Origin of the sequence: Microbacterium sp. A84, from assembly GCF_051842815.1 — a bacterium.
Taxonomy (GTDB): domain Bacteria; phylum Actinomycetota; class Actinomycetes; order Actinomycetales; family Microbacteriaceae; genus Microbacterium.
Genome location: NZ_JBPXMS010000001.1, coordinates 1,668,104 through 1,689,757 on the forward strand (window position 1 = coordinate 1,668,104; position 21,654 = coordinate 1,689,757).

Annotated in this window: 14 protein-coding genes; 7 read left to right on the plus strand and 7 right to left on the minus strand. The window is 62.9% G+C overall.

Going from position 1 to position 21,654, the window contains the following annotated elements; all coding sequences use genetic code 11:
* Window positions 1–129: 129 nt before the first annotated feature.
* On the plus strand, window positions 130–1,056 hold the full coding sequence (locus ACSU04_RS08055; RefSeq protein WP_439281626.1) for a LysR family transcriptional regulator: 927 nt from the start codon (window positions 130–132) through the stop codon (window positions 1,054–1,056).
* Between the two features lie 13 nt (window positions 1,057–1,069).
* Here ACSU04_RS08055 and ACSU04_RS08060 read toward each other — a convergent pair whose 3' ends face one another.
* Complete coding sequence (locus ACSU04_RS08060) at window positions 1,070–1,681, minus strand: TetR family transcriptional regulator (protein ID WP_439281627.1); 612 nt, start codon at window positions 1,679–1,681, stop codon at window positions 1,070–1,072.
* A 124-nt stretch (window positions 1,682–1,805) separates the two neighbouring features.
* Here ACSU04_RS08060 and ACSU04_RS08065 point away from each other — a divergent pair, with 124 nt between their 5' ends.
* Genes ACSU04_RS08065 through ACSU04_RS08090 form a run of 6 tightly spaced genes read left to right on the plus strand, consistent with a single transcriptional unit; the run spans window position 1,806 to window position 11,535 of the window.
* Window positions 1,806–3,335 carry an ABC transporter substrate-binding protein gene (locus ACSU04_RS08065; RefSeq protein ID WP_439281628.1) on the plus strand — a complete coding sequence of 510 codons (1,530 nt, stop codon included), beginning with the start codon at window positions 1,806–1,808 and terminating at the stop codon, window positions 3,333–3,335.
* A 56-nt stretch (window positions 3,336–3,391) separates the two neighbouring features.
* The gene (locus ACSU04_RS08070) at window positions 3,392–4,333 is read left to right on the plus strand and encodes an ABC transporter permease (RefSeq protein WP_439281629.1); all 942 of its coding nucleotides are present in this window, start codon (window positions 3,392–3,394) and stop codon (window positions 4,331–4,333) included.
* Window positions 4,330–6,084: an ATP-binding cassette domain-containing protein gene (locus tag ACSU04_RS08075; protein WP_439281630.1), complete on the plus strand. Its 1,755-nt coding sequence runs from the start codon at window positions 4,330–4,332 to the stop codon at window positions 6,082–6,084. The genes ACSU04_RS08070 and ACSU04_RS08075 overlap by 4 nt, the downstream gene beginning before the upstream one ends.
* On the plus strand, window positions 6,081–6,965 hold the full coding sequence (locus ACSU04_RS08080) for an ATP-binding cassette domain-containing protein (RefSeq protein WP_439289026.1): 885 nt from the start codon (window positions 6,081–6,083) through the stop codon (window positions 6,963–6,965). The genes ACSU04_RS08075 and ACSU04_RS08080 overlap by 4 nt, the downstream gene beginning before the upstream one ends.
* On the plus strand, window positions 6,962–8,737 hold the full coding sequence (locus ACSU04_RS08085) for a glycoside hydrolase family 3 protein (RefSeq protein ID WP_439281632.1): 1,776 nt from the start codon (window positions 6,962–6,964) through the stop codon (window positions 8,735–8,737). The genes ACSU04_RS08080 and ACSU04_RS08085 overlap by 4 nt, the downstream gene beginning before the upstream one ends.
* Window positions 8,734–11,535: a family 78 glycoside hydrolase catalytic domain gene (locus tag ACSU04_RS08090; protein WP_439289027.1), complete on the plus strand. Its 2,802-nt coding sequence runs from the start codon at window positions 8,734–8,736 to the stop codon at window positions 11,533–11,535. Before ACSU04_RS08085 ends, ACSU04_RS08090 begins: the two co-directional genes overlap by 4 nt.
* Here ACSU04_RS08090 and ACSU04_RS08095 read toward each other — a convergent pair.
* From ACSU04_RS08095 to ACSU04_RS08120, 6 genes are all read right to left on the minus strand, one after another.
* A complete protein-coding gene (locus ACSU04_RS08095) occupies window positions 11,516–11,677 on the minus strand; it encodes an alpha-L-rhamnosidase C-terminal domain-containing protein (RefSeq protein ID WP_439281634.1) in 162 nt (53 codons plus the stop codon). The two genes, ACSU04_RS08090 and ACSU04_RS08095, sit on opposite strands and share 20 nt — an antisense overlap.
* Window positions 11,678–12,140: 463 nt before the next feature.
* Window positions 12,141–14,144 carry an alpha-L-arabinofuranosidase C-terminal domain-containing protein gene (locus tag ACSU04_RS08100; protein ID WP_439289028.1) on the minus strand — a complete coding sequence of 668 codons (2,004 nt, stop codon included), beginning with the start codon at window positions 14,142–14,144 and terminating at the stop codon, window positions 12,141–12,143.
* Window positions 14,145–14,213: 69 nt separating this feature from the next.
* Entirely contained in the window at window positions 14,214–16,766 is a 2,553-nt protein-coding gene (locus tag ACSU04_RS08105; RefSeq protein ID WP_439289029.1) for a family 78 glycoside hydrolase catalytic domain, read from the minus strand.
* Complete coding sequence (locus tag ACSU04_RS08110; protein WP_439289030.1) at window positions 16,763–19,204, minus strand: glycoside hydrolase family 3 C-terminal domain-containing protein; 2,442 nt, start codon at window positions 19,202–19,204, stop codon at window positions 16,763–16,765. The genes ACSU04_RS08105 and ACSU04_RS08110 overlap by 4 nt, the downstream gene beginning before the upstream one ends.
* 2 nt (window positions 19,205–19,206) lie before the next feature.
* Complete coding sequence (locus tag ACSU04_RS08115; protein ID WP_439289031.1) at window positions 19,207–20,511, minus strand: MFS transporter; 1,305 nt, start codon at window positions 20,509–20,511, stop codon at window positions 19,207–19,209.
* 84 nt (window positions 20,512–20,595) lie between these two features.
* Window positions 20,596–21,594, minus strand: coding sequence for a LacI family DNA-binding transcriptional regulator (locus ACSU04_RS08120; RefSeq protein ID WP_439289032.1), 999 nt, complete (start codon window positions 21,592–21,594; stop codon window positions 20,596–20,598).
* Window positions 21,595–21,654 lie beyond the last annotated feature (60 nt).

Genomic DNA, 21,654 nt, shown 5'->3' on the forward strand with positions numbered 1-21,654 from the left:
TCGTTCTTTCCCATCTGAGCCGACAAGCAACGATCAGGTAAGCGGCACTTCTTTATCCGCACTATCAATGCGCTTTATACCCTGTCGATACAATGAGCCATCCCGACCAATGGAGAGGATCACGCCGACGTGTCCACTCGACCACCACTGTCCCGTCTAGACCTGAATTTGCTGGTCGCTCTCGACGCTCTCCTTTCCGAGCGCAGCGTGACGCGCGCCGCGGAACGCCTACATCTCAGTCAGCCCGCTCTCAGTGCTTCACTCGCCCGTCTGCGAACGCACTTCGGTGACGAAATCCTCGCTCGGCGAGGCAACTCTTACGAGCTGACCGCGCTTGCCATACGCCTCTCCGACCACACTGCAATCGCGCTGGATGCGGCACGGCGCGTATTCGAGAGTCAGGCCGAATGGACCCCCGAGTCCTCCACACGGGAATTCACAATCTACGGATCCGACTACGGCTTCGCGACCATCGGCGCAGCCGCCTCTCGGCTCGCCAAGGACGTCGCGCCCGACGTGCGGTTTCGATTCATCCTGCACAACCCGGCGATCGTCGACGATGCAGCGATCGCGCTTCGCTCGGTGGATGCGATGATCATTCCGCACGGCCACCTCACCGAGATCCCGTTTGCTGACCTGTGGCGCGACCGATGGGTCATCATCGCGGACGAGGGCCACGCCGCGACGATCGGCGAGCTCACGATGGAGATACTCGAGTCATCCCCCTGGGTCTTCACCTATCGTTCGCGGTCAGCCTTCACCGCGGCGACCCGCCAGATGCAGAACCTCGGCCTGGAGCCGAGAGTGGATGCTGTCGTGGAGAGCTTTCTCGCACTCCCACATTTCGTCAAAGGAACGAACCGCCTCGCGCTGGTGCAGGCCGGGCTCGCCCGGGAAGTCAAGGCGCTGGGAGGAATCAGCGTTCTCGAGCCGCCGTTCGATGTGACCGCCGTGGTGAATGCGCTGTGGTGGCATCCGGTGCATGACTTCGATCCGGAACACGTCTGGATGCGCTCGATCTTTCTGCGGGCCGCGCAAGATGTCCCATCAGACTGAGCCGTGTGTGGACTCAGTTCACGTCGTTGATGACCACCGTGAGAACGCTATCCAGGAACCGGCGAGTCACCGCGAGTTGACTCTCGTGACCGACCCCGTAAAGACGCTGGAGCTGAAGTCCATCGGAGAGGGCGACGTAGGTCTGCGCGGCCTCTGCCGGAGTGATCCCCTCGCGCACGTCGCCATGTTCCGCGGCCTCTTCGAACGCGCCACGCACCGTGCCCAGAATCAGCTCGTAGCGTTCGCGGAAGTACACGTGCGCTGGGTGATCATCAGCCGTCGCTTCTGCGGCGAGGATTGCGAACAGCTGAGTGAGGCCACGGTCATCCTGGTCTCGCTCGGCAATCGCGAGCAGGCCACGGAGAAGTTCGACACCGCGCCTTCCTTCGAGGTGACGCACAGCGTCGAGATCGCGTTGTTGCAGGACAGCCTCAAGGAGACCAGGCTTCGTCGGAAAGTGATGAGTCACACCAGGCAGTGTCATCCCCGCACGCTTGGCAATCTCGCTCATCGAGCTGTTCAGATATCCGTAGCGCGCAAACACCCCGAACGCGGCGTCGAGAATCTCCTCGCGCCGCTTCGGGGTCTTGGCATACTCGCCGCGTGGGCCCGGTCTGCGTGGCATCCAGCCAAGCTATCAAAACCTTTCGCAAGTTAAAACTTTCACTCCTTAAGGTTTTCGTGCTAGCTTTTCGTCGTCGCCACAGTTTCGTGCCGATACACCGATCGTTCCGAGAGGACGTGCAAAGATGCACCGCACCAAAATCATGCGCGCCGTTGCCATCGGCGGACTCGTCACCGCGCTTGTTGCAACAGGCTGCTCAGCGCAGGCGCCGGCAGCTAGCGACGAGCCGACGACGCTCCGCCTGGGAGTCGTCACGCAGTTGGCATCGTTCGCCCCCTGGGAAGCATCCTGGGCCAATCAGTCACCGTACCTGCAGGCTGTCTATGACACGCTGCTGCGGACAGACCCCGACGGCACGATCGTGGCGGGGCTTGCCACCTCGTGGGAATGGGACGAGTCGCGAACGATTCTCACGCTCACCCTCCGCGACGACGTGGAGTTCTCCGACGGCACGGCGCTCACCGCGCAGGTTGCAGCCGAAAACCTGACACGTTTCCGTGACGGCACGAGCGAGAATGCGTCTTTCCTCGCCGGAATGACGTCGGCGCAAGCGCCGGATGACACGACGCTCGTCATCACGCTCGGCGCTCCCGATCCCGCACTCCCGGTGTACCTGAGCCAGAACGCCGGCCTCGTCGGCAGCGCGGCGATGTTCGACTCGCCGGATGCGCAGACGACGCCGATCGGAAGCGGCCCGTACCTGCTTGACGAGCAGGACACCGTCGTCGGATCCACGTGGGTGTTCGATGCGAATCCCGACTACTGGGACTCCGAGTCGGCTCACTACGACTCGATCGAGATGAGCTTCTACGGTGATCCGACGGCGCTGATGAACGCTGTCAAGGGCGGCCAGGTGGATGCGACCAACGCGCAGAGTCCGACGCAGATTCCCGAAGCGGAAGCCGCCGGATTCACCGCACTGACATACGAACAGAACTGGAGCGGATTCCTGCTAGTCGACCGTGCCGGCCAGCTCAACCCTGCCCTGGGTGATGTCCGTGTCCGTCAGGCATTCAACTACGCACTCGACCGAGAAGGGCTGCTTCAGGCGCTCACCGGCGGATTGGGCACACCGACTACCCAGGTGTTCAGTGTCCAGTCGTCCGCCTACGATGACGCTCTCAATGACGCCTATCCCTTCGATCCCGAGAAGGCGAAGTCGCTTCTCACCGAAGCCGGATACCCCGACGGCGTCGACCTGGTCATGCCGAGCAACAACTTCGTCCCGGAGTCTGAGTTCGCGATCTACAAGGAGCAGCTGGCAGCCGGCGGCTTCCACGTCGAATGGCAGACGACCGGCGACGACTTGTTCGGACAGATGCTCGGCGGCACGTGGGCGGCGTTCCCGTTCCTCCTGCAGACCGACCCGACATCGTGGCAGACGATCCAGTTCTCGATGCTTCCCGAATCGGCGTGGAATGTGTTCCATGGCGGCGATCCGACGGTCATCGAGCTCGCCGAGGTTGTGCGCTCGGGCGACGAGGCAGACGCGGATGCGGCGGCCAAGGAACTCAACGAGTACATCGTCGATCAGGCATGGTTTGCGCCGATCTATCGGCCATCCTCCGCTTTCCTGACAGCGGAGGGCACCAAAGCGGTCGTTCAGGCCGACAACGCGATGCCGTACCTGTGGAACATCCACCCCTCCGAGTGAGATAGGAAGAACCGTTCCGGGGCCGGTCAAAAACGGTCCCGGAACGGGCACCACCAATGCTGATCTTCATTCTTCGCCGCCTCGTCGCTGGCATTTTGACCGTGGCGAGCATCTGCGTGCTCGGGTTCTTCCTGCTGTACCTCGGTGCCGCAGGCGTCGCCCGACGAATCGTGGGCGCGACCGCCGACCCCGAGATCGTCGCACGCAAGGAACAAGAGCTGGGACTCGATCGCCCGCTTATCATTCAGTTCATCGATTGGGCGAGCGGGGCCCTCACCGGCGATCTCGGCCGTTCCTGGTTCTCCGGGCAGCCGGTCGCTGACGCCCTCATGAGCCGCCTCCCCGTCACACTCTCGCTCACCATCGGTGCGATCCTCGTGACCGCGGTGGTGGGCACTGTCATCGGCGTTATTGCCGCCACCCGCCGCGGCTGGGCCGATCGGAGCATCCAAATCGCCTCTGTCGTCGCGTCCGCGATTCCCGGTTTCCTCGTCGCGTTGGTCCTCGTCCTCACCATCGCCATCGGGCTGCGCTGGGTGCCCGCGACGGGGTACATCCGCCCCGAAACATCGATCGCAGGTTGGCTCTCCACGATCATTCTTCCCGTCATCGCCCTGTCGATTGGCGCCATCGCCAGCGTCGCGCAACAGGTGCGCGGCTCGATGGTGGACGCACAACGCATGGACTACGTGCGAACGCTGCGAGCTCGCGGCATCCCGCACCGCGCCGTCGTATACCGGCACGTCCTCCGGAACGCCTCGGGTCCGGCACTCAGCGTCCTCGGCATCCAGTTCATCGTCCTCTTCGGCGGTGCCGTCGTTGTCGAGCAGGTGTTCTCCCTGCCCGGGCTCGGTCAGACCGCCGTCTCGGCGACGCTCCAGGGCGACATCCCGCTCGTCATGGGATTGCTCGTCATGACCGCACTTATCGTGCTCCTGATCAATCTCGCCGTCGACCTTCTGCAGGGATGGCTCAACCCGAAGGTGCGTCTGTCGTGACAAACTCTGCTGCAGCTCCCGCGCACCGATCGCTCGGCCGTCGCCTCTTGCGCAACCCGCTGGGCGCGGTCTCTTCGGTCTACCTCTTTCTGCTGCTTGCCGTAGCAATTTTCGGCCCAATGCTCGCCCCCTACTCCGCCGATTCGTCTTCGCTCCCCCTCGTGCTCGCGCCACCCAGCCCCGAACATCTGCTCGGTGGCGACAGCGCCGGAAGGGACGTATTCTCCCGACTTATCCACGCGAGCTCGACGAGTCTTCTCGGGGCAACTATCGCCGTCGCTGTCGCCGCTGCACTCGGGGTCACAGGCGGCCTCATCGCGGGGTACCGAGGCGGCTGGTTTGACGGCGTCGCCAGCTGGCTCGCTGGCACGATCCTCTCTCTGCCTGCGATCGTGGTCTTGCTCGCAGCACGCTCGGTGATCGGTCCGTCGATCTGGCTGATCATGGCGATCTTCGGCATCGTGCTGGCGCCCTCTTACTACCGCATCGTCTACGGCGCGGTACTAGGAGTGCGCGGAGAGCTCTACATCGACGCCGCGCGAGTATCAGGGTTGAGTGACCTGCGTATCGTCGGGCGCCACATCCTCACGGCCGTCCGCGCGCCGGTGATCCTGCTGACGGCCGGCCTCTTCGCCGTCGCAATCGCCATCCAAGCGAGCCTGGATTTCCTGGGCGTTGGAGACCCCTCGCTGCCCACCTGGGGAGGGATGCTGAGCGAAGGGTTCACGAACCTCTCGCGCACCCCTTGGCTGATGGTGTGGCCAAGCCTCGCCATCGCGCTGACATGTATTGCGTTGAGTCTTTTCGGCACCGCGTTGCGCGACGAGCTCGAGCAAACGGGTGACGCGACGTCGACACGATACGTCGCCTGGAGCGCTCCCCTGCCACGACCCTCCTCTGCGATCGCACACAACGACGTCGACTCTGAGCCATTGCTCAGCATCGAGGGCCTCTCGATTGCGTACCGCGTCGAGAGCGGCTGGAAAACGGTCGTAGACGACGTGTCGATCGCGATCGGGCGTGGTGAGATTCACGCGCTAATCGGCGAATCCGGTTCCGGTAAAACACAGACGGCATGGTCGACCCTGGGGCTCCTCCCCCAGGGTGGCACCTGCGTCGCTGGCGCGATAAAGCTCAATGACACTGACCTGCTCCGTGTCACCGCCCGTCAGATGGAGCAGGTCCGCGGCCGGCGCATCGGTTATATTCCGCAGGAGCCGATGTCGAACCTCGACCCCTCCTACACAATCGGACATCAGCTCGTGGAGCCGATGCGCGCGGTCCTCGGACTCTCCCGACAGGCAGCTCGCACACGTGCGCTGGAGCTTCTCGACCGTGTCGGGATCACGGATCCGGCACGCACGTTTGCCTCCTACCCACACCAGATCTCAGGCGGTATGGCCCAGCGAGTCCTCATCGCGGGCGCCATCGCCTCGGAGCCCGAGATCATCATCGCCGACGAACCCACGACGGCACTGGATGTCACGGTCCAAGCTGAGATCCTCCAGCTGCTGCGCGGCCTCCAGCGGGAAACAGGAATGTCGATGTTGCTCGTGACCCACAACTTTGGCGTGGTCGCAGATCTGGCCGACCGCGTGTCGGTGATGCGGTTCGGAAGCATCGTCGAGACCGGGTCGGTCGCGGATGTCTTCGCCTCGCCGCAGCACGAATACACGCGCGGGCTGTTTGCCGCGCTCCTCGACGATGCGCCCGCCCGCGGCCCGCTCACTCTCGGATCGGACTCGGTATGACCCTTCGCGAATCACACGTGTCGACGCCGCTGCTCGATGTCCGCGAACTCCGCGTCGCGTACCCGGCGCGCGGCTTCCGCCGTCCGCCCGTCGAGGTACTCCACGGCGTGACCCTCGATGTCCGCGCCGGCGAAACCGTAGGCCTCGTCGGCGAATCAGGCTCGGGTAAGTCGACCCTCGGACGTGCGGTTCTCGGACTCGCGCCCGTCACGGGCGGCACCATCATGATCGACGGTGAAGACGTCTCGCACGCTGCACGGAACCGCCGACGCGCGCTCGCAGGCGACCTGCAGGTCATCTTTCAAGATCCCTATTCTTCGCTGAGCCCGTCACTCACAATCGGCGACACACTTTCCGAGCCGCTCCGCGCAAGCGGAATGTCGTCGAAGGATGCGGCCCGTCGCGTCGGCGACCTGCTCGATCTCGTCCATCTCCCCTCGGACGCTGCACGCCGCCTGCCGCGTGAGTTCAGCGGCGGGCAGCGCCAGCGAATCGCAATCGCCCGTGCCATCGCCCTCGAGCCGCGCATCATCGTATGCGACGAGCCGGTCTCGGCCCTCGACCTCACGACGCAGGCACACATCCTCGATCTCCTGCTCGAAGTCCAGTCGCGAACCGGCGTCGCTTATCTCTTCATCTCGCACGATCTCAATGTCGTGCGGGTGCTGTGCCATCGGGTTGCCGTCATGAGCGGCGGCGAAATTGTCGAGTGGGGCGATGGCGACACTGTGACATCGACCCCCTCACATCCCTATACTCGCCGCCTCCTTCTGGCCTCCCCCGTGGCCGACCCGAAAGAGCAGGCACGCCGCCGCACGCTTCTGCACGCGGCGAAGATCGAATCTGCAACCGCTATGACCGTTATGGAAGAAAAGTCATGAATCATTCTCAGTCGACCGCTCCCGATCAACGCGCTCGTGCGCACGAGGTCGTCGCTGGCTTGAGCGCACAAGAGAAAGCAGGGTTGCTCTTTCACCCGATCCTCATGATCGGCGCAGACCACGATCCGGATGCGCCTTCGCCGTTCGGACCGTCCAGTCGCGAGCTGATCGAGGATCACGGCATCCGCCATTTCTGTCTTGCCTCAATCCCGTCTCCGGTAGAGACTGCGGCGGTGCTCGCTCGCTTGCAGGAGATCGCTGTATCGCACGGATCTCGGCTGCCCATTGTCTTCTCGAGTGACCCGCGTCACTCATTCCTCAGCAATATGGGCGCGACACATCGCGCCGAAGGTGTTTCACAGTGGCCCGAACCGATAGGTCTCGGTGCCCTTGATGACCCAGAGCTGGTCGAGAAGTTCGCCCGGATCGTACGCGACGATTACCGCGCGATGGGCATTCGCATGGCGTTACACCCACAGGTCGACCTCGCCACCGATGCACGGTGGGCACGCCAGGCACAGAGCTTCGGCGCCGACCCCGCACTCACGTCGCGCCTACTTTCCGCATTCCTCGCCGGCCTCCAGGGCCCAGAACTTGGCAGCACGAGCGTCGCGGCCACCGTCAAACACTTCCCCGGTGGAGGCCCGCAGAAGGACGGCGAAGACCCACATTTCCCTTACGGACGCGAGCAGGTGTATCCGGGCGGACGCTTCGACGAGCACCTTCTTCCGTTCCGCACCGCGATCGCCGCTGGCGTCGCGGCGATCATGCCCTACTACGGTATGCCGGTCGGCCTTACTCGCAACGGTCGCCGGGTCGAGGAGGTCGGATTCGCATTCAACCGGGCGCTCATCACAGACCTGCTTCGAGACGAGCTGGGCTTTACCGGTGTCGTGCTGAGTGACTTCGGTCTCATCACCGACGCGCACGTGTTCGGTAAGCCATTCCCAGCCCGCGCGTGGGGCGTCGAACATCTCGACTCCGCGGGTCGGATGGCGCGTCTTTTTGCCGCGGGCGTCGACCAACTCGGCGGCGAGAGCGATACTGCACAGCTGCTCCGTCTGCTTGACGATGATCTTGTCAGCGAAGACCGCATCAACGCCGCGGCGACGCGAATCGTCGATGTCATGCTGCGGCTCAACGGCGACGATTCGGGATCATCTGTGCCCGATGCCGCGCTGATCCCCGCTCCTGAGCACGTCACGCTAGGCCTCCTCGCTCAATCGCGGGCGATCACCGTGCTGAAGTGCCCCGACAACGCGCTGCCGTTGACCGGCCCCCTCCGCGTGCACGTCCGCGGCTTCGACCCCATCTCGCTACCAACAGGTTGGGACGCTACCGACCTGGACAATGCTGAAGTCGCGATCGCGCGCCTGTCGGCGCCGTTTGAGCCTCGCGACCAGTATTTCCTCGAAGCGGGGATGGAGCAGGGTTCGCTGGAGTTCCCCACCGAAGTGGTCGAGCAGCTGCGCGCGGTCGCAGCGCTTGTTCCACTGATCATCTCGGTGACGCTCAGCCGCCCGGCGATCCTGACGACCCTCGATGAGTTCGCCACTGTGATCGTTGGCGACTATGGTGCTTCCGACGCGGCACTATTGGATGCGCTCACTGGTCAAGTTACTCCCGAAGGGCGGCTCCCCTTCGAACTGCCGCGCAGCATGGCGGCGATCGCGGCGAGCAGGCCAGATGTGCCAGGCGACACCGTCGCCCCGCTGTACCCCGCAGGCTGGAGTGCGACACCCTCGCTTAAAGCAGAAGGAGTAAGCCGATGAGCACTCCCGTCCACATTGAGTCCGTCTCGGCGGAGCGCCGTAGGGACACCCCGTTTGTCGCGACCGATCGTCCTCGCCTGTCTTGGATCGTCGACTCTGCCCCTTCGGGATGGAAACAGGCACGAGCACAGGTCCGCCTCGATGGAGCGCAGGTCGCACATCTCGAGGGGGATGACCATGTTTTCGTGACCTGGCCTTTCGCACCCCTGCAAGACGACGCCCCGCACACCATAGAACTGCGAGTTGTGGGTGCGAACGATCAGGCATCCGATTGGAGTGCACCGCTCGTCGTACGCCTCGCGCAGGTCGCCGAGTGGAAGGCGCCGTTCATCGGCCTGGCCACGCCCACTCGTCCGGCCCACCCGGTGTTGTTGTCGCGCACCATCGATGTCGCCGAGGGTCTTGTCTCGGCGGTCATGCATGTCTCCGCGCTCGGCATCGCCGCCGTCACCATCGACGACACGTCGATCGATGATTCCGTCCTGGGCCCGGGGTGGACAAGCTACGACTCACGCGTCCTCCACGACACGATGGACGTCCTACCGTTGCTCTCCCCCGGCTCGCACGACCTACGCGTTGCGCTGACGGGCGGCTGGTACACAGAGGAGTACGGCTTCGGCCCGCAGGGCACCCGCGTGTATGGAGAGCAGCCGGCTGTCGCCGCCGAGCTCCACCTGCGCTGGGCAGACGGCCGTCGACAAGTGATCGGAACGGATGCGTCGTGGCACGCGACCGGTACCTGGCAGGTCGTTGACTCGGGCATCTATGCCGGTGAGACTGTTGACCTTCGACGCGATCCAGTGGACCACGCACCCGCAGTGATCATTGAAACGCCGCTTGTTCCGATCGCGCGAGGGTTCGAGCCCGTCCGCAGGATCGAGACCATCGCGCCGGTGTCAATCGAGCGCACCAGCGCCGACACCTATCGACTCGACTTCGGTCAGAATCTCGTGGGCAACCTGCGTCTTTCGGTGAACGGGCCGGAGGGAACCGAGATTACGGTGCGCCACGCAGAGGTTCTTGAGAACGGCGAGCTCGCGACTCGGCCGCTCCGCCGTGCGAGTGCTACCGATCGGTACATTCTGGATGGCGGCGGGCATCGCGTTCTCGAGCCGATGGGCACATTCCATGGCTTCCGCTTCGCCGAGATCTCGGGGTGGCCCGGCGAGCTCGATCCCCGCGCCATCGTCGCCGTCGTGATTCACACAGACATGCGTCGCACTGCCTGGTTCGATTCCTCTGCTCCCCTTCTCAACAGGTTGCACGAGAACGTCGTGTGGTCGATGCGCGGAAACTTCCTCTCGGTGCCCAGCGATTGTCCGCAGCGTGATGAGCGGATGGGCTGGACCGGAGACGCGCAGGTTTTCGCCCCGACGGCGGCAACGCTCTTCGACTGCGATGGTTTTCTGTCGAATTGGCTGGAGGATCTCGCCTTCGAGCAGAGCAAGCGCGATGGAATCGTGCCGTTCGTCGTTCCCGATGTGCTGCGATTCCCGGTCGCGCCGACGGCGGCGTGGGGAGACGCTGCGACGGTGATCCCGACTGTACTGGCTGACCGTTTCGGTGATGAAGCGGTCCTTGTGCGACAGTTCGACTCCATGCGCGCTTGGGTCGACAGCATCCTTCCGCTGCTGGACGCGGACGGTCTCTGGGCCAACCACAACCAGCTCGGCGACTGGCTCGATCCGCTGGCACCGCCGGATGCCCCGAGCCTCGCACAGACGCCGGGTGACATCGTCGCCACTGCATATCTGTTTCGATCCGCAGATCTCGTGGCTCGTACGGCAGCCAGGGTCGGGCGTCCCGAGTTCATCGCGCGTTACGCTGCGATCGCCGAGCGCACGCGCCAGGCATTCTTGGCCGCGTATGTGACTCCGCTCGGCCGCATGACTGCGGATGCGCCCACCGCATATGCGCTGGCTCTCGTCTTCGGCATCTCGACCGATCCCAGACAGCGTCGAGCACTCGGCGATCGACTGGCGCATGTTTCCCGCCGCACAGCGTTTCACATCGCGACCGGGTTCGTGGGCACTCCGCTCGTGCTCGACGCGCTCGTGGACACGGGTCATGTTGAGACAGCCGGTCGACTGCTGCTACAGACGGGCTATCCGTCATGGCTCTATCCGGTCACAATGGGCGCAACAACGGTGTGGGAGCGGTGGGACTCGATGCTCCCCGACGGATCCGTTAACCCGGGCGAGATGACAAGCTTCAACCATTACGCGTTCGGCGCCGTCGTCGACTGGCTGCACCGCAGGGTCGCGGGTGTCACCCCCATCGAACGCGCGTACCGCCGAATTCGCTTCGCTCCGACGCTCGTTGACGGTCTCGAACACGCAGCGACGACAATCGACACGCCGTCCGGTCGAGTGATCGGCGGGTGGGAGCGGTCAGGCAAAACGATCGCGCTGCGACTGACAGTGCCTGTCCACTCCACCGCCGAAGTTGTCCTGCCAGACGGAACCGCTGTTGAGGTCGGCCACGGCACGCACTCATGGACGGTCCCCGCGCCTACTGGACGCAGCGAACTTCCATTGCCGTCGTTGGAATCAACGTTCCGCGAGATCGCCGACGATGCGGACGCATTGGCGACTGTCCTCGCGACGTTGGAAGAGCAGGACCCCGCGTATGCCGCGCTCGCGCGGCGCCGGATCGATTGGAACGTCGAGGACCCGCTGCCAGCAGGGCTGTATGACATGCCGCCCGCAGCGTTTGGTGCCCTCGCGGGCGCGCTGGGCAATCTCGCGGCAACGCGCTCTCAGGACCGAGCCGGAGGCGTCACGCAACCACGGCTGTAAACCGTCCACCCGACTCGATCCGCTGATCCTCAGCGCCCGGAAGTAGAACGACACCTTCGACGCCAGTTGGCACCGAGAGGGTGTATTCGGTTCCGTCCGCCGTGCGTTGCCAGGCTGCCTCAATGGATCTTCCGCGATCCATTCTTGAGTCAGGCAATGGGACGGTGAGAGACCGAGGGAAAAGATCCCTCCGTCTCCGTGCGCCAAGCCTTAGGGAAATGCGACGTGATCAGCACTTTCACGCATGCTTGCCGGGCGGAACGGACACTCTTGGCCGACGATTCCGTGGGCAATTTGACGCAAACCCGACGCAGAGTCTTTAGAAAATAGCTTCTGACCAGGGATTTAATGGCGGAGACGGAGGGATTTGAACCCCATCTTCTGAGGCCTGCCTCGACCCGAAACAGTCAGAAACCCCGGATCTACGCGGTTTCAGGATTTGGAAAATCTGGGCTCAGCCCGTCTCAGCGGGGTTGGCCCTTGTTCAGTTTGACGCAAAATGGGGGCACGGATCCTGACTCTCGCGAGCGCCTCACTCTGCAAGTGCCTCAATCAAGTCTGCGGTGAAGATGCTTGCCGCGAGACGCCCGCGTATCGTGACGCCCTCAGGGGATCGGCGCAGCCCTGGTTGCGACCAGTGAAGCTATGGATTGAGCCACCACCTCGATGCGAACTCGTCCGTCGCGAACGCGCACCAAGGCATCCGACGGTGACAGCACTGACTCGCCTGCTCCCTCAAACGTCAGAGAGTTCGCCGCGCCGAGCTCAGCCGAAAGCCGGGTGACGACATACTCTCCATCTGAGACGGCTGGAAGTACCAGTTCAGCGACGGTCGGCGAGTTCGTCGTGTTCACGATCTTGACGTACTGCCGGTCAGACGTCGCGATGCTGGAGACGAAAATGCCCTGCGGCGGGTCTGACACGACGGGGACAACGGTCGCTCCAATAGTGTTCCCGAATAGTCTCTGCACCTCGTAGTTGACTGTTGGCATGACAGTCTCGGGGTTGAAATCGATCAAGTTATGTGGCCACAGTCGTGAACCGACATTGTTGAGCAGGGGTGCGTACGAGGTCATCGCTATGACATCGGAATTGCGCTCAACTCCGGTGAGAAAAGCCGCCTCGGCGAGCGCACTCTCGAAAGTGTTTGGCTCAGTTTTTGCGGTGACCGACTTGGCGGCATACTCGCCAACAAAGACCTGGGCGCCTTCTCGGTCGATCTTGTCGTAGCGATCAGCATGAGAGAGAAACCAGGCCGGTGACTTGTAGAAGTGCTCATCCACTATGAGAGCGCCCTCTTGCCCTCTCGCGAACTCCCAGGTAGCGTCAAACGCCTTCCCCTGCGCGAAGGGTCCAGCGCTGAGGATCGGGACGATCTCAGGATTGCGGCTGCGAACTGCTTCCCGGATCTTCGCGTAGTTCTCGAAATAGTGCGTGCCGTAATTCTCGTTCCCTATCCCGAGGTACTTCAGAGGGAACGGCTCCGGATGTCCAGCCTCCGCCCGCAGTGCGGCCCATGAGCTATCGGCAGGATCCCCTGTCGCCCAGTCGATGAGGTCGAGCACGTCCTGGCGAACATGGTCAAAGTCGGGGTCGTTGTGTCTGATGCACTCCCTGCTGCGGAACTGGCAGCTGATTCCCGCGGGGACGATCGGCATCGGCTCCATACCGAGGTCTTCGCAGAGCAGGAAGAATTCGTAGTAGCCGATCTGGTTGGACTGACTGTAGTCGCCGTCGGCAACTCGTAGGCCCCAAAGGTTGTAGTCCGCTCGGCGTTGGTGAAGCGGACCAACAGTGCACTTCCAGTCATAGGCGTTGTCGCCGCCCATTCCCTCCACAACGCAGCCGCCGGGGAAGCGCATGAACTTCGGGTTGAGTGCCGCGAGGGTCTCGATGAGGTCGCGTCGGAAGATTCCCTGCGACCAGCGAGGATCACCGGCTCCCCAGTGGTCGGCAGGTACCAGCGACACCTCATCGATATCGAGATGCCCTTCACCCTCCAGTTCGATCTCGAAGTGCACACGACCCGTGCGAGAGACAGGGATTGGAAAGGATACCTGCTGCCAAGCGCCATCACGAGCATCCTCGGCGAGAGTGAAGGGTACTTCTCCCGCGATTGTTCCGTCGGGCTGTACCAGGCGCGCTGATACGCGACCCGAGAAGCGGTGAGAGCGTAGCCACACCGACAAGACCATGTCGACACCGATGGTTGCTGCAATGACCGCGCGGCCTCTTTCACCGGTCGGTTGATACCCACCGTTACGGACGACCGCTCTACCGTCCTCAATTGTCAGGCGCCCAAATCTGGCCTCGGGTGTGATCCCTCCGACGTCCAGCACCTCAAGCGATCCCTTCAGAACCTGCCAGTGCCGCCCCGGATCTCGTGCCACCCGTCCCCGACGTTTGGTCGTCATGGCGATGAGTTCATTGTGAAGCCGTCGGTCGAGGTATGTTCCGTCGAAGCTGTGGTTGGCGATGACGTTCGCGTTGAGACCTCCGTCGCACGCCCTGTTGAGGTCTTCGTAGAAGAGCCCGAACAAGGTGGGACTGACCGACGCAGTGCCGAGGGAGGCGTCCGCCAGCACATCAAATCTCTGCCCGTGAGTCACTAGCTCCCCTGTTCACTGGATGATGAAGGCATCCACTGGATCATCCGACCGTATGCCAGCATGGACGAGTTACGCTGCGACGAATTCGCACTGGAACTCGTGGCGCCCACTGGTGCGCACGTGCTCAGTGCCGTCAGGCAACACGATGGTGCACGATGTCGAGACCGGCACCTCCACCGCGAGAGTGAAAACGCCGTCGGCGACGCTCCAGTCCGACGACGCCTGCCCATAGGGAGTTGTCACGCTTCCGCGCGCAGACGCGAGCCCCCCACCCATGAGTGGGGCGACTCGGAAACTGCGGTATCCACCCTCGATGGGTTCGATGCCCGCCACCCGACGGTAGAGCCAGTCGCCCACCGCGCCCGCGGCATAGTGATTGAAGGACACCATCCCGCCGTCCGAACTGTCGTCTCCCCCACCGGCCGTGAGGCTCGACGTGTTGACGGTGCCATCGGGCCGCAGCGCGTCCCATCGCTCCCAGATCGTGGTGCCACCGGACTCGACCATGTACAGCCACGACGGGCTGGATGTCTGCTGCAGCAACCGGAACGCGTCATCCACTCGACCACTGTCAGACAGCGCGAACAGAATGTACGGGGTTCCGGGGAACCCCGTTGCCAGGTGACCATCGGCGTCGTCGATGAGTCGAACCAAGTTGTCGGCCATCTGGTCGGTCTCGGCCCCGCTGGTCATCCCGAAGTGCAAGGGAAGTACGTAACCGGTCTGGAACTCCTTGGCGAGCAAGCCATTGCCGTCAGTGAATTTGGCGCGGTACGCAACGATGATCTCCTCGCGGAGCGCCCGATAGCGCGCGGCGTCCCCGGGATTGCCGAGCAGGTCAGCGATATCGGCGACGATTCCACAGGAGTTGGCAAAGTACGCGGTGCCGATCCACTTGCCCTTGGCGAGCCAGTCCCGTACCGCACCGTCTGGAGCCGTCCAGTCCCCAAAGTGGAAGGGAAAGCGCCAGATGCGCCGCGCGTTCTTGGTGACCGAGAAGAGGCCCGACCACCAGGAGGCGGCACCGAGGAACTTGGTCATCGTTTCATACTGGTCGCGCAGAAGACCGAGGTCACCGCGCGCGAGATACTCGGCCCACGGCGCAAGCACACAGACATCACCCCAGCAGGATGTTGCCATCACCGGGAAGCCATTACCCGCGCGAGGCACCACCATAGGGATGCCACCACCGGGGCTCTGCTCGGACTTCAGATCGCGCAGCCACTTGCGCATGAACCTGCTCATGTCGAAGTTGTAAGACGCCGTGGTCGCGAAGACCGCGTAGTCCCCGGTCCAGCCCTCGCGCTCGTCCCGCTGCGGGCAGTCCGTCGGGATGTCCACGAAGTTGGATCGGCCACCCCACTGGATCGCGGACTGCAGCGCATTGATGAGGGGATCCGACGAAGTAAAAGAACCCGTCTCCGCCAGGTCTGAGTGCACCACGAGAGCCGTGAGGTCCAGGTCCTCGGCAGTGATTCCACTCACGCCAACATAGCGAAATCCCATGTAGGTCAGTCGGGGCGAGTAGGTCTGTTCGCCCTCGACACACGTGTACGTTGCAGTGGCTTTCGCGGTGCGCAACGACTTCACGAACAGTTCGCCGTCGACGAGCACCTCGGCGTGCCGGAAGGTCACGGCCTGTCCGCGCTTTCCCCGGACTATCGCGCTCACGACGCCCGCGAAGTTCTGCCCGAAGTCAAAGATCAGCTCCCCACTAGCTGCCACGGAGTGGGCGACGGGATGCATCACCTGCTGCGCACGAACCGGCGAGCCGTACTGGGCGACAATCCGCGGAGTCCCCCGCGGCGCGGTGGTGTCTGCTTGCTTCCAACTCTGGCTTTCCTGGGCGACGGTTGCGTCGTATGTCTCGCCGTCGTACCACTCCGCCATCCTGAATGGCCCGTCGGTGCTGACCTGCCAGTCCGGACCGGTCGCGATCACCTCGACAGTCCCATCCGCATACTCCAAGTGAAGCTCGCACAGAAAGGCCTGGCGGTCCGCGTAGATCTTGTTCTTACGCTTGTGGGTATACGAGCCCACAGCCCAGCCTCCGGCGACAGTCGCGGTGAGGGTGTTTTCACCATCACCAAGCCCATCGAGATCGTAGGTTTGATACTGGATCTGGTTCTCGTAGGAGGTGAACCCCGGGGCGAAATAGTCTGCCCCTACTTTGGCGCCGTTGAGCTCGAGTTCATACACTCCCAGAGCGGTGGCCTCAAGCCAGGCACGTCGCAAGCCGGCACCGACGACGAAGGTCTTGCGGAACGACATCGGTACCGGGGATTGCTTCTTGGGTGTCTCGTAAGCACGGTCTGTAATCCATTGTCCCGACCAGGGTGTTTCCAACCGTCCGGCGCGGAACGAGGTTGCAGCCTCCGCCACGTCTCCGCTCGACCCTGTGGCCGTTACACGTACGAGATACTCCGTGAAAGGTTTGAGCGGTCCGGCATACACCGTTCCGATCTGCTCGCGCGTTTCTACGCTCCAACCGTCGACAGCGATGACGGCTGACTGCAGGTTTTCTCCAGGAGCCTCGGCCCCCAACGCAAACGAGATGCGAGGAGCCTCATCCGTGACGAGACCGGAGGCAAGCCCATCGATGGTCAATGACGTGATCTTCATGAACGTGCTTTCTTGCCCAGTATTCGGCGCAGGCCGCGGATGGGGTGGAATGCAGCAATATCTGCGATGCCTTGAGCGAGGTTAAAGGGAAACTGACCGGATGCCGACATCGCCATGCTTCTCAACGAGTTGAACGGCATCATCCGCAACACGAAGTGCGCATTCTTGACGCGCGCGTCACGCTCGAGACCGTCAGGCAATGCGAGCGCCGTCAGGTAGTCCTTTTTCATTCGGGAAACAACTGTCTGGTACATGATTGCGCCCATGACGGAGTGCCGCGCATCGGCAAGTCGAGTCTCCATCGTGAGGCGATGGGACCGAGAGTGAATCGGAACCTCTCGCCCCAACAGCAGCGAGAAGCTCTCCGGAATCTGCACCGGCGGCATCGCATACGCGCGCTCGACCTCGGGGAGGTAGGGAGAGCGTGAGTCGCGGCCCGAAGAAATGCGCAGCGGCGCGGTCGATCGGATGTCGTCGGAGGACGCCGCTATAAGAATTTCATAATCGCCGTTTTCGAGAATCCACCCGCGGTCGCGTACATCCCAGTAGGCGAGATCGGACAGCTCAAACGAAAGCGCAGCCTCCACGGTGTCTCCTGCCGGAACCTCGACCCTCGTGAACGCGCGGAGCTCTTTCTCTGCCTTGAACACCTCTCCCGCGTTGTTGCGGACGTACAGCTGCACGACTTCTGCCCCGTCGCGGCTTCCGGTATTTGATACATGGACGCTGACGCCTACGCGGCCGTCCTGCACGCTCACCGCGAGGTCGCCGTAGTCGAACTGGGTGTACGACAGGCCGTGCCCGAAGGCGTAACGAAGCACGGTCTTGGCTTTGTCATAGAAGCGATAACCCACATAGATCGATTCGTAGTACTGGGCTACTGTTCCGTGGTCGAAGTCGGCCGCGGAGCTGGCATCACCCGCGGTAAGAGGCCAGCTTTCGGCGAGCCTGCCTGAGGGGTTTGCTTCCCCGAAGAGGAGGGCAGCAGCGGCCTCTCCTCCGGCCATTCCCGGAAGGTACATATCGAGTACCGCCGCCAGTTCGTCGGCGAACGGCAGCTCGACGGGCGCGCCGGCGAACAACACGAGCACGACCCGAGCGCCGGAGTCGAGCAACTGCCGCAGCAGTGCGGTTTGATTTTCTCCCAGAGCCATCGACTCTCGGTCGAATCCTTCGCTCTCTTCGAGGTCAGTGAGCCCTCCGAAGAACAGCACGGTGCTGGCTGATTTCGCGGCCGCGAGTGCTTCGTTTTCCATCGCCCGATCGCGCTTGGGATACGTGCTGCGGTATCCGGTGGCGTAGATGTAGTCAATGCCACGGTGGTCGAAAGCGATTTGGGGGCTCACGACCTCGGTCGGGTTGATGAGCGACGAGCCGGCACCCTGGAAACGCATCTGCTTGAACATTTCGCCGACGATGAGCAGCGAGTCGGCGCGCTGGTCGAGTGGCAAGATGCCGTCGTTGGCGAGAAGCACCGCCCCCTCGGTGGCGACCTGCCGGGCGAGCTCGCGGTGCTCCACCGGGTCATGACCGAGTCGCCGGGGTGCGACCGTCATCCGCTCGACGAGGGTTAGCATGCGGCGCACCGCTTCGTCGAGCACTGCCAGATCGAGGCGCCCGTCTCCGATCGCGGCGATGAGTTGCTCTCCGTTGTGTCCGGTGCCGCCTGGCATGTCGAGCTCGCAGCCCGCTTGTATGCTCTCGATACGGTCATGGGTAGCTCCCCAGTCCGTCATCACGACGCCATCAAACCCCCACTCATCGCGAAGGATGCGGGTGAGCAACTCACGGTTGTCGGAGCTGAAGACGCCTCCGATCGCGTTGTACGCGCACATCACGGTGTGTGGCTTAGCGTGTGTGACGACGCGTTCAAACTGGCGCAGGTAGATCTCGCGGAGAGCGCGCTCGTCTACCTGACTATCGCCGACGAAACGGAAATTCTCGTTCGAGTTGGCCGCGAAATGCTTGACAGAGGCGGCGATCCCTTCAGACTGAATGCCCTGCACGAAAGCGGCCCCGAGCATCCCAGATACGAGCGGGTCCTCGGAGAAGTACTCGAAGTTGCGGCCACACAAAGGATTGCGTTTGATGTTCACGCCCGGGGCGAGCAGCACATCCACCCCGCTATCGGCCGATTCGCGACCGATAGCGACTCCGATCAGTCTTGCGTTCTCAGGACTCCACGAGTTTGCGACGGTCGCGGAAGTGGGAAAAGCGGTCGATGGCTCGTTGTCACCGACACCAAAGGCTCCTGCCGCAGTCCTCACCTTTCGCACGCCATGCGGCCCATCGGTCAGATAGAGCGCGGGGACGCCGAGCCGCTCGATCGCGGCGGTGTTCCAAAATTCAACACCCTCGAGAATCCCGACCTTCTCGTGGAGAGTCATTGCGGCGAGCGTCTCTTCGACGGAGAGTGCACTTGTAGCGGACGAGGTCATGCTCAACGCACACCTTTCACAAAGCTAGTTGTAACGCCAACGCCAAGGGCGAGCAGCGCTCCGACCAGGAACAAAGCCGTGTAGTTCCCACCAGCGCTGGGCCCAATCAGCAGCAGGGCTGCACCAATAACCGGAGCGATCGCCGTCGACAGGGTCGCCGCAAGGTTGTAGATCGACATCCAGCGCCCTGCCTGTTCCCGATCGGGAATCAGATCGCTCGCCATCGCGACGTCGACCGCGCCAAACATTCCGGCAGCACCGAGAATGCACAGTACTGCGGCGAAAAATAGACCAAACCCATCAGCGAATGCCATAAGCGCCAGCCCCGTAGCCGTGAGGCCGGACGCGCCATAGATGAAGGCCTTGCGTCGCTTGAGTCGATCCGAGAGTGTGCCGGAGACGATGGCGAACGTCATGGTGATGAGGATGCCGAGACCACCCACCACCGCGAGCTGCGCCCCGGCCTGCTCGGCGGTGAATCCGATCCGATCCAGCAGAAAGTACAGCTGGTATGTGGTGAGAAAGGCCAGCGCGGTCTGCATGAGCAGCTTGCCGAGCCACACCAGTGAAAAGTCGCGGTGCTTACGCGGGTTGAAGACGAGCAGCCGGAAAGTCTGGGCCAGCGAGGTGTGAGGAAGAGTTACGATCGGATCCGAGATGAAGATCATGAAGATCGCACCGACCACGGCGAGCGTGATGACCGGGATGAGGAACATCAGCAGCAGGTTCGTCGTGAAGAGTCCGCCGATCGTGTAACCCAATACTCCGCCCAATTGAGTGGCGACGCCGACGATCGCGCCCATGATTCCCCGCTGAGCCTCAGGCACACGCTCCGCGACGAGCGGCGTAATTGCCGCAGCGTTGCAAGCGCCGCCGAGAGAGACCACGACCCAACCCAGGATCAGCATGGGTACCGAGTCTGAGAGTGCGACGATGGTCGATCCGATCGCGAGCACGATGATGCCGCCGATAAGCCAGGGCCGGCGTCGACCGATTCGCGTGTGGGTGCGGTCACTGAGCACGCCGGCGACCGGCCCAGCGATGAGCCCGACGACGGCACCCACTGTCGCGACCAGTCCGAGAAGAGCAGCCTTGTTGCCTGGGTCCAACACGCCGACCTTGTAGGGAAGGCTGAACAACGCAGGCATCATCACGGTCAGGTAGAGGCCGAAGTTCAACAGCCCGAACAAGGTGATGAAGAGTCGACTCACCTTTTTCTGTGGGTCCGGAAGTACCACTTCGACCTGGGTGGATGCACCAGTCTGAGTGGGCGCACCCGCTGGGGTGTTTTCGTCGTTGAATGCCATGAGACTCCGATGTCATGAGGCGTGCCACTAGCGCGCGCTACCTCAGGATAAGGGACGCAGCTCACGAGCGCAAAGCACTAGGTACTAGCTAGTCTCCCGACGCACTAGAACAGCAGTCGCTTCCGGGCCTGCCTGGGGGTAGTCAGAAGCCGTCACACGACTCAGAGCGAGCTCAGCGAGGAATCGCCCTAGACCCGCGGTGTCCACACGAACACTTGAGAGAGCCGGGACCACGAGACGAGCCAGCGGGGTGTCATCGTGGCCGACGATCGCGAGAGTGCCCGGCACGAGCAGGCTCGCGCGAATGGCGGCACCGAGAACGAGAGCGCCCACGTCGTCGTTGTACGCCACGATCCCATCGACTCCGTTGTTGACGAGCTCGGCGAGCGCCGATCCGACGGTGGACTCGTTCACGGCGACGCTTGCCACCAGGGGCCGCCCGGTGATGGCACGGTGCGTCTTATCCGCCAGCCCACTGCGCTGTGAAACCAGATCCTGCAGCCTCGGATCAGTTGTCCCCACAAAAGCAATCTGGAGACGGCCGGAGTTCACGAGGTGCTCTACTTGAAGGCTGGGGCCTTCTTCGAAATGGAGCTCACGTCCTAGTTCCAGGGCATCCCTACCGGGGACCAGCGTGTGTGCACCGGTTGCGACAATCGCCGAATGCTGCGCGTCCGAGAGCGGAGCCAACGCGATGACCACCTCGGGACTCAGGCTCTCCCAGAGAGGAACCGCCTGTCCCCCTGGATGCGGCGTCATCGTCACCATCGAGTACCCGGCCCGATCGAGCACCAGCGATGCCTCATCCAAATGTGCCCTCATGCTGTGGTCGACGGGCCAGTCGGGCAGCAGGATCAGCACGATGTGACTTCGACCGCTCGCGAGAGCACGTGCCGCGGTGTGCGGTTTGTAGCCGAGCCGCCGTGCTTCGCTGAACACCCGCTGGCGGGTGGACTCCGGAATGGTCTGCCCCGGGGTGTCATTGAAAACAAAACCGACGGTAGCGCGGGACAAACCTATTGAACGCGCGACATCAGCCGCTGTGACCCGTTTGGCCGGAAACTTTTTGTCAACCCCTGACACCGCCGTGCTCCTCTCCACTTGAGCACATTATCTCCTTAGCAACCACTGCATCGCGAAGAG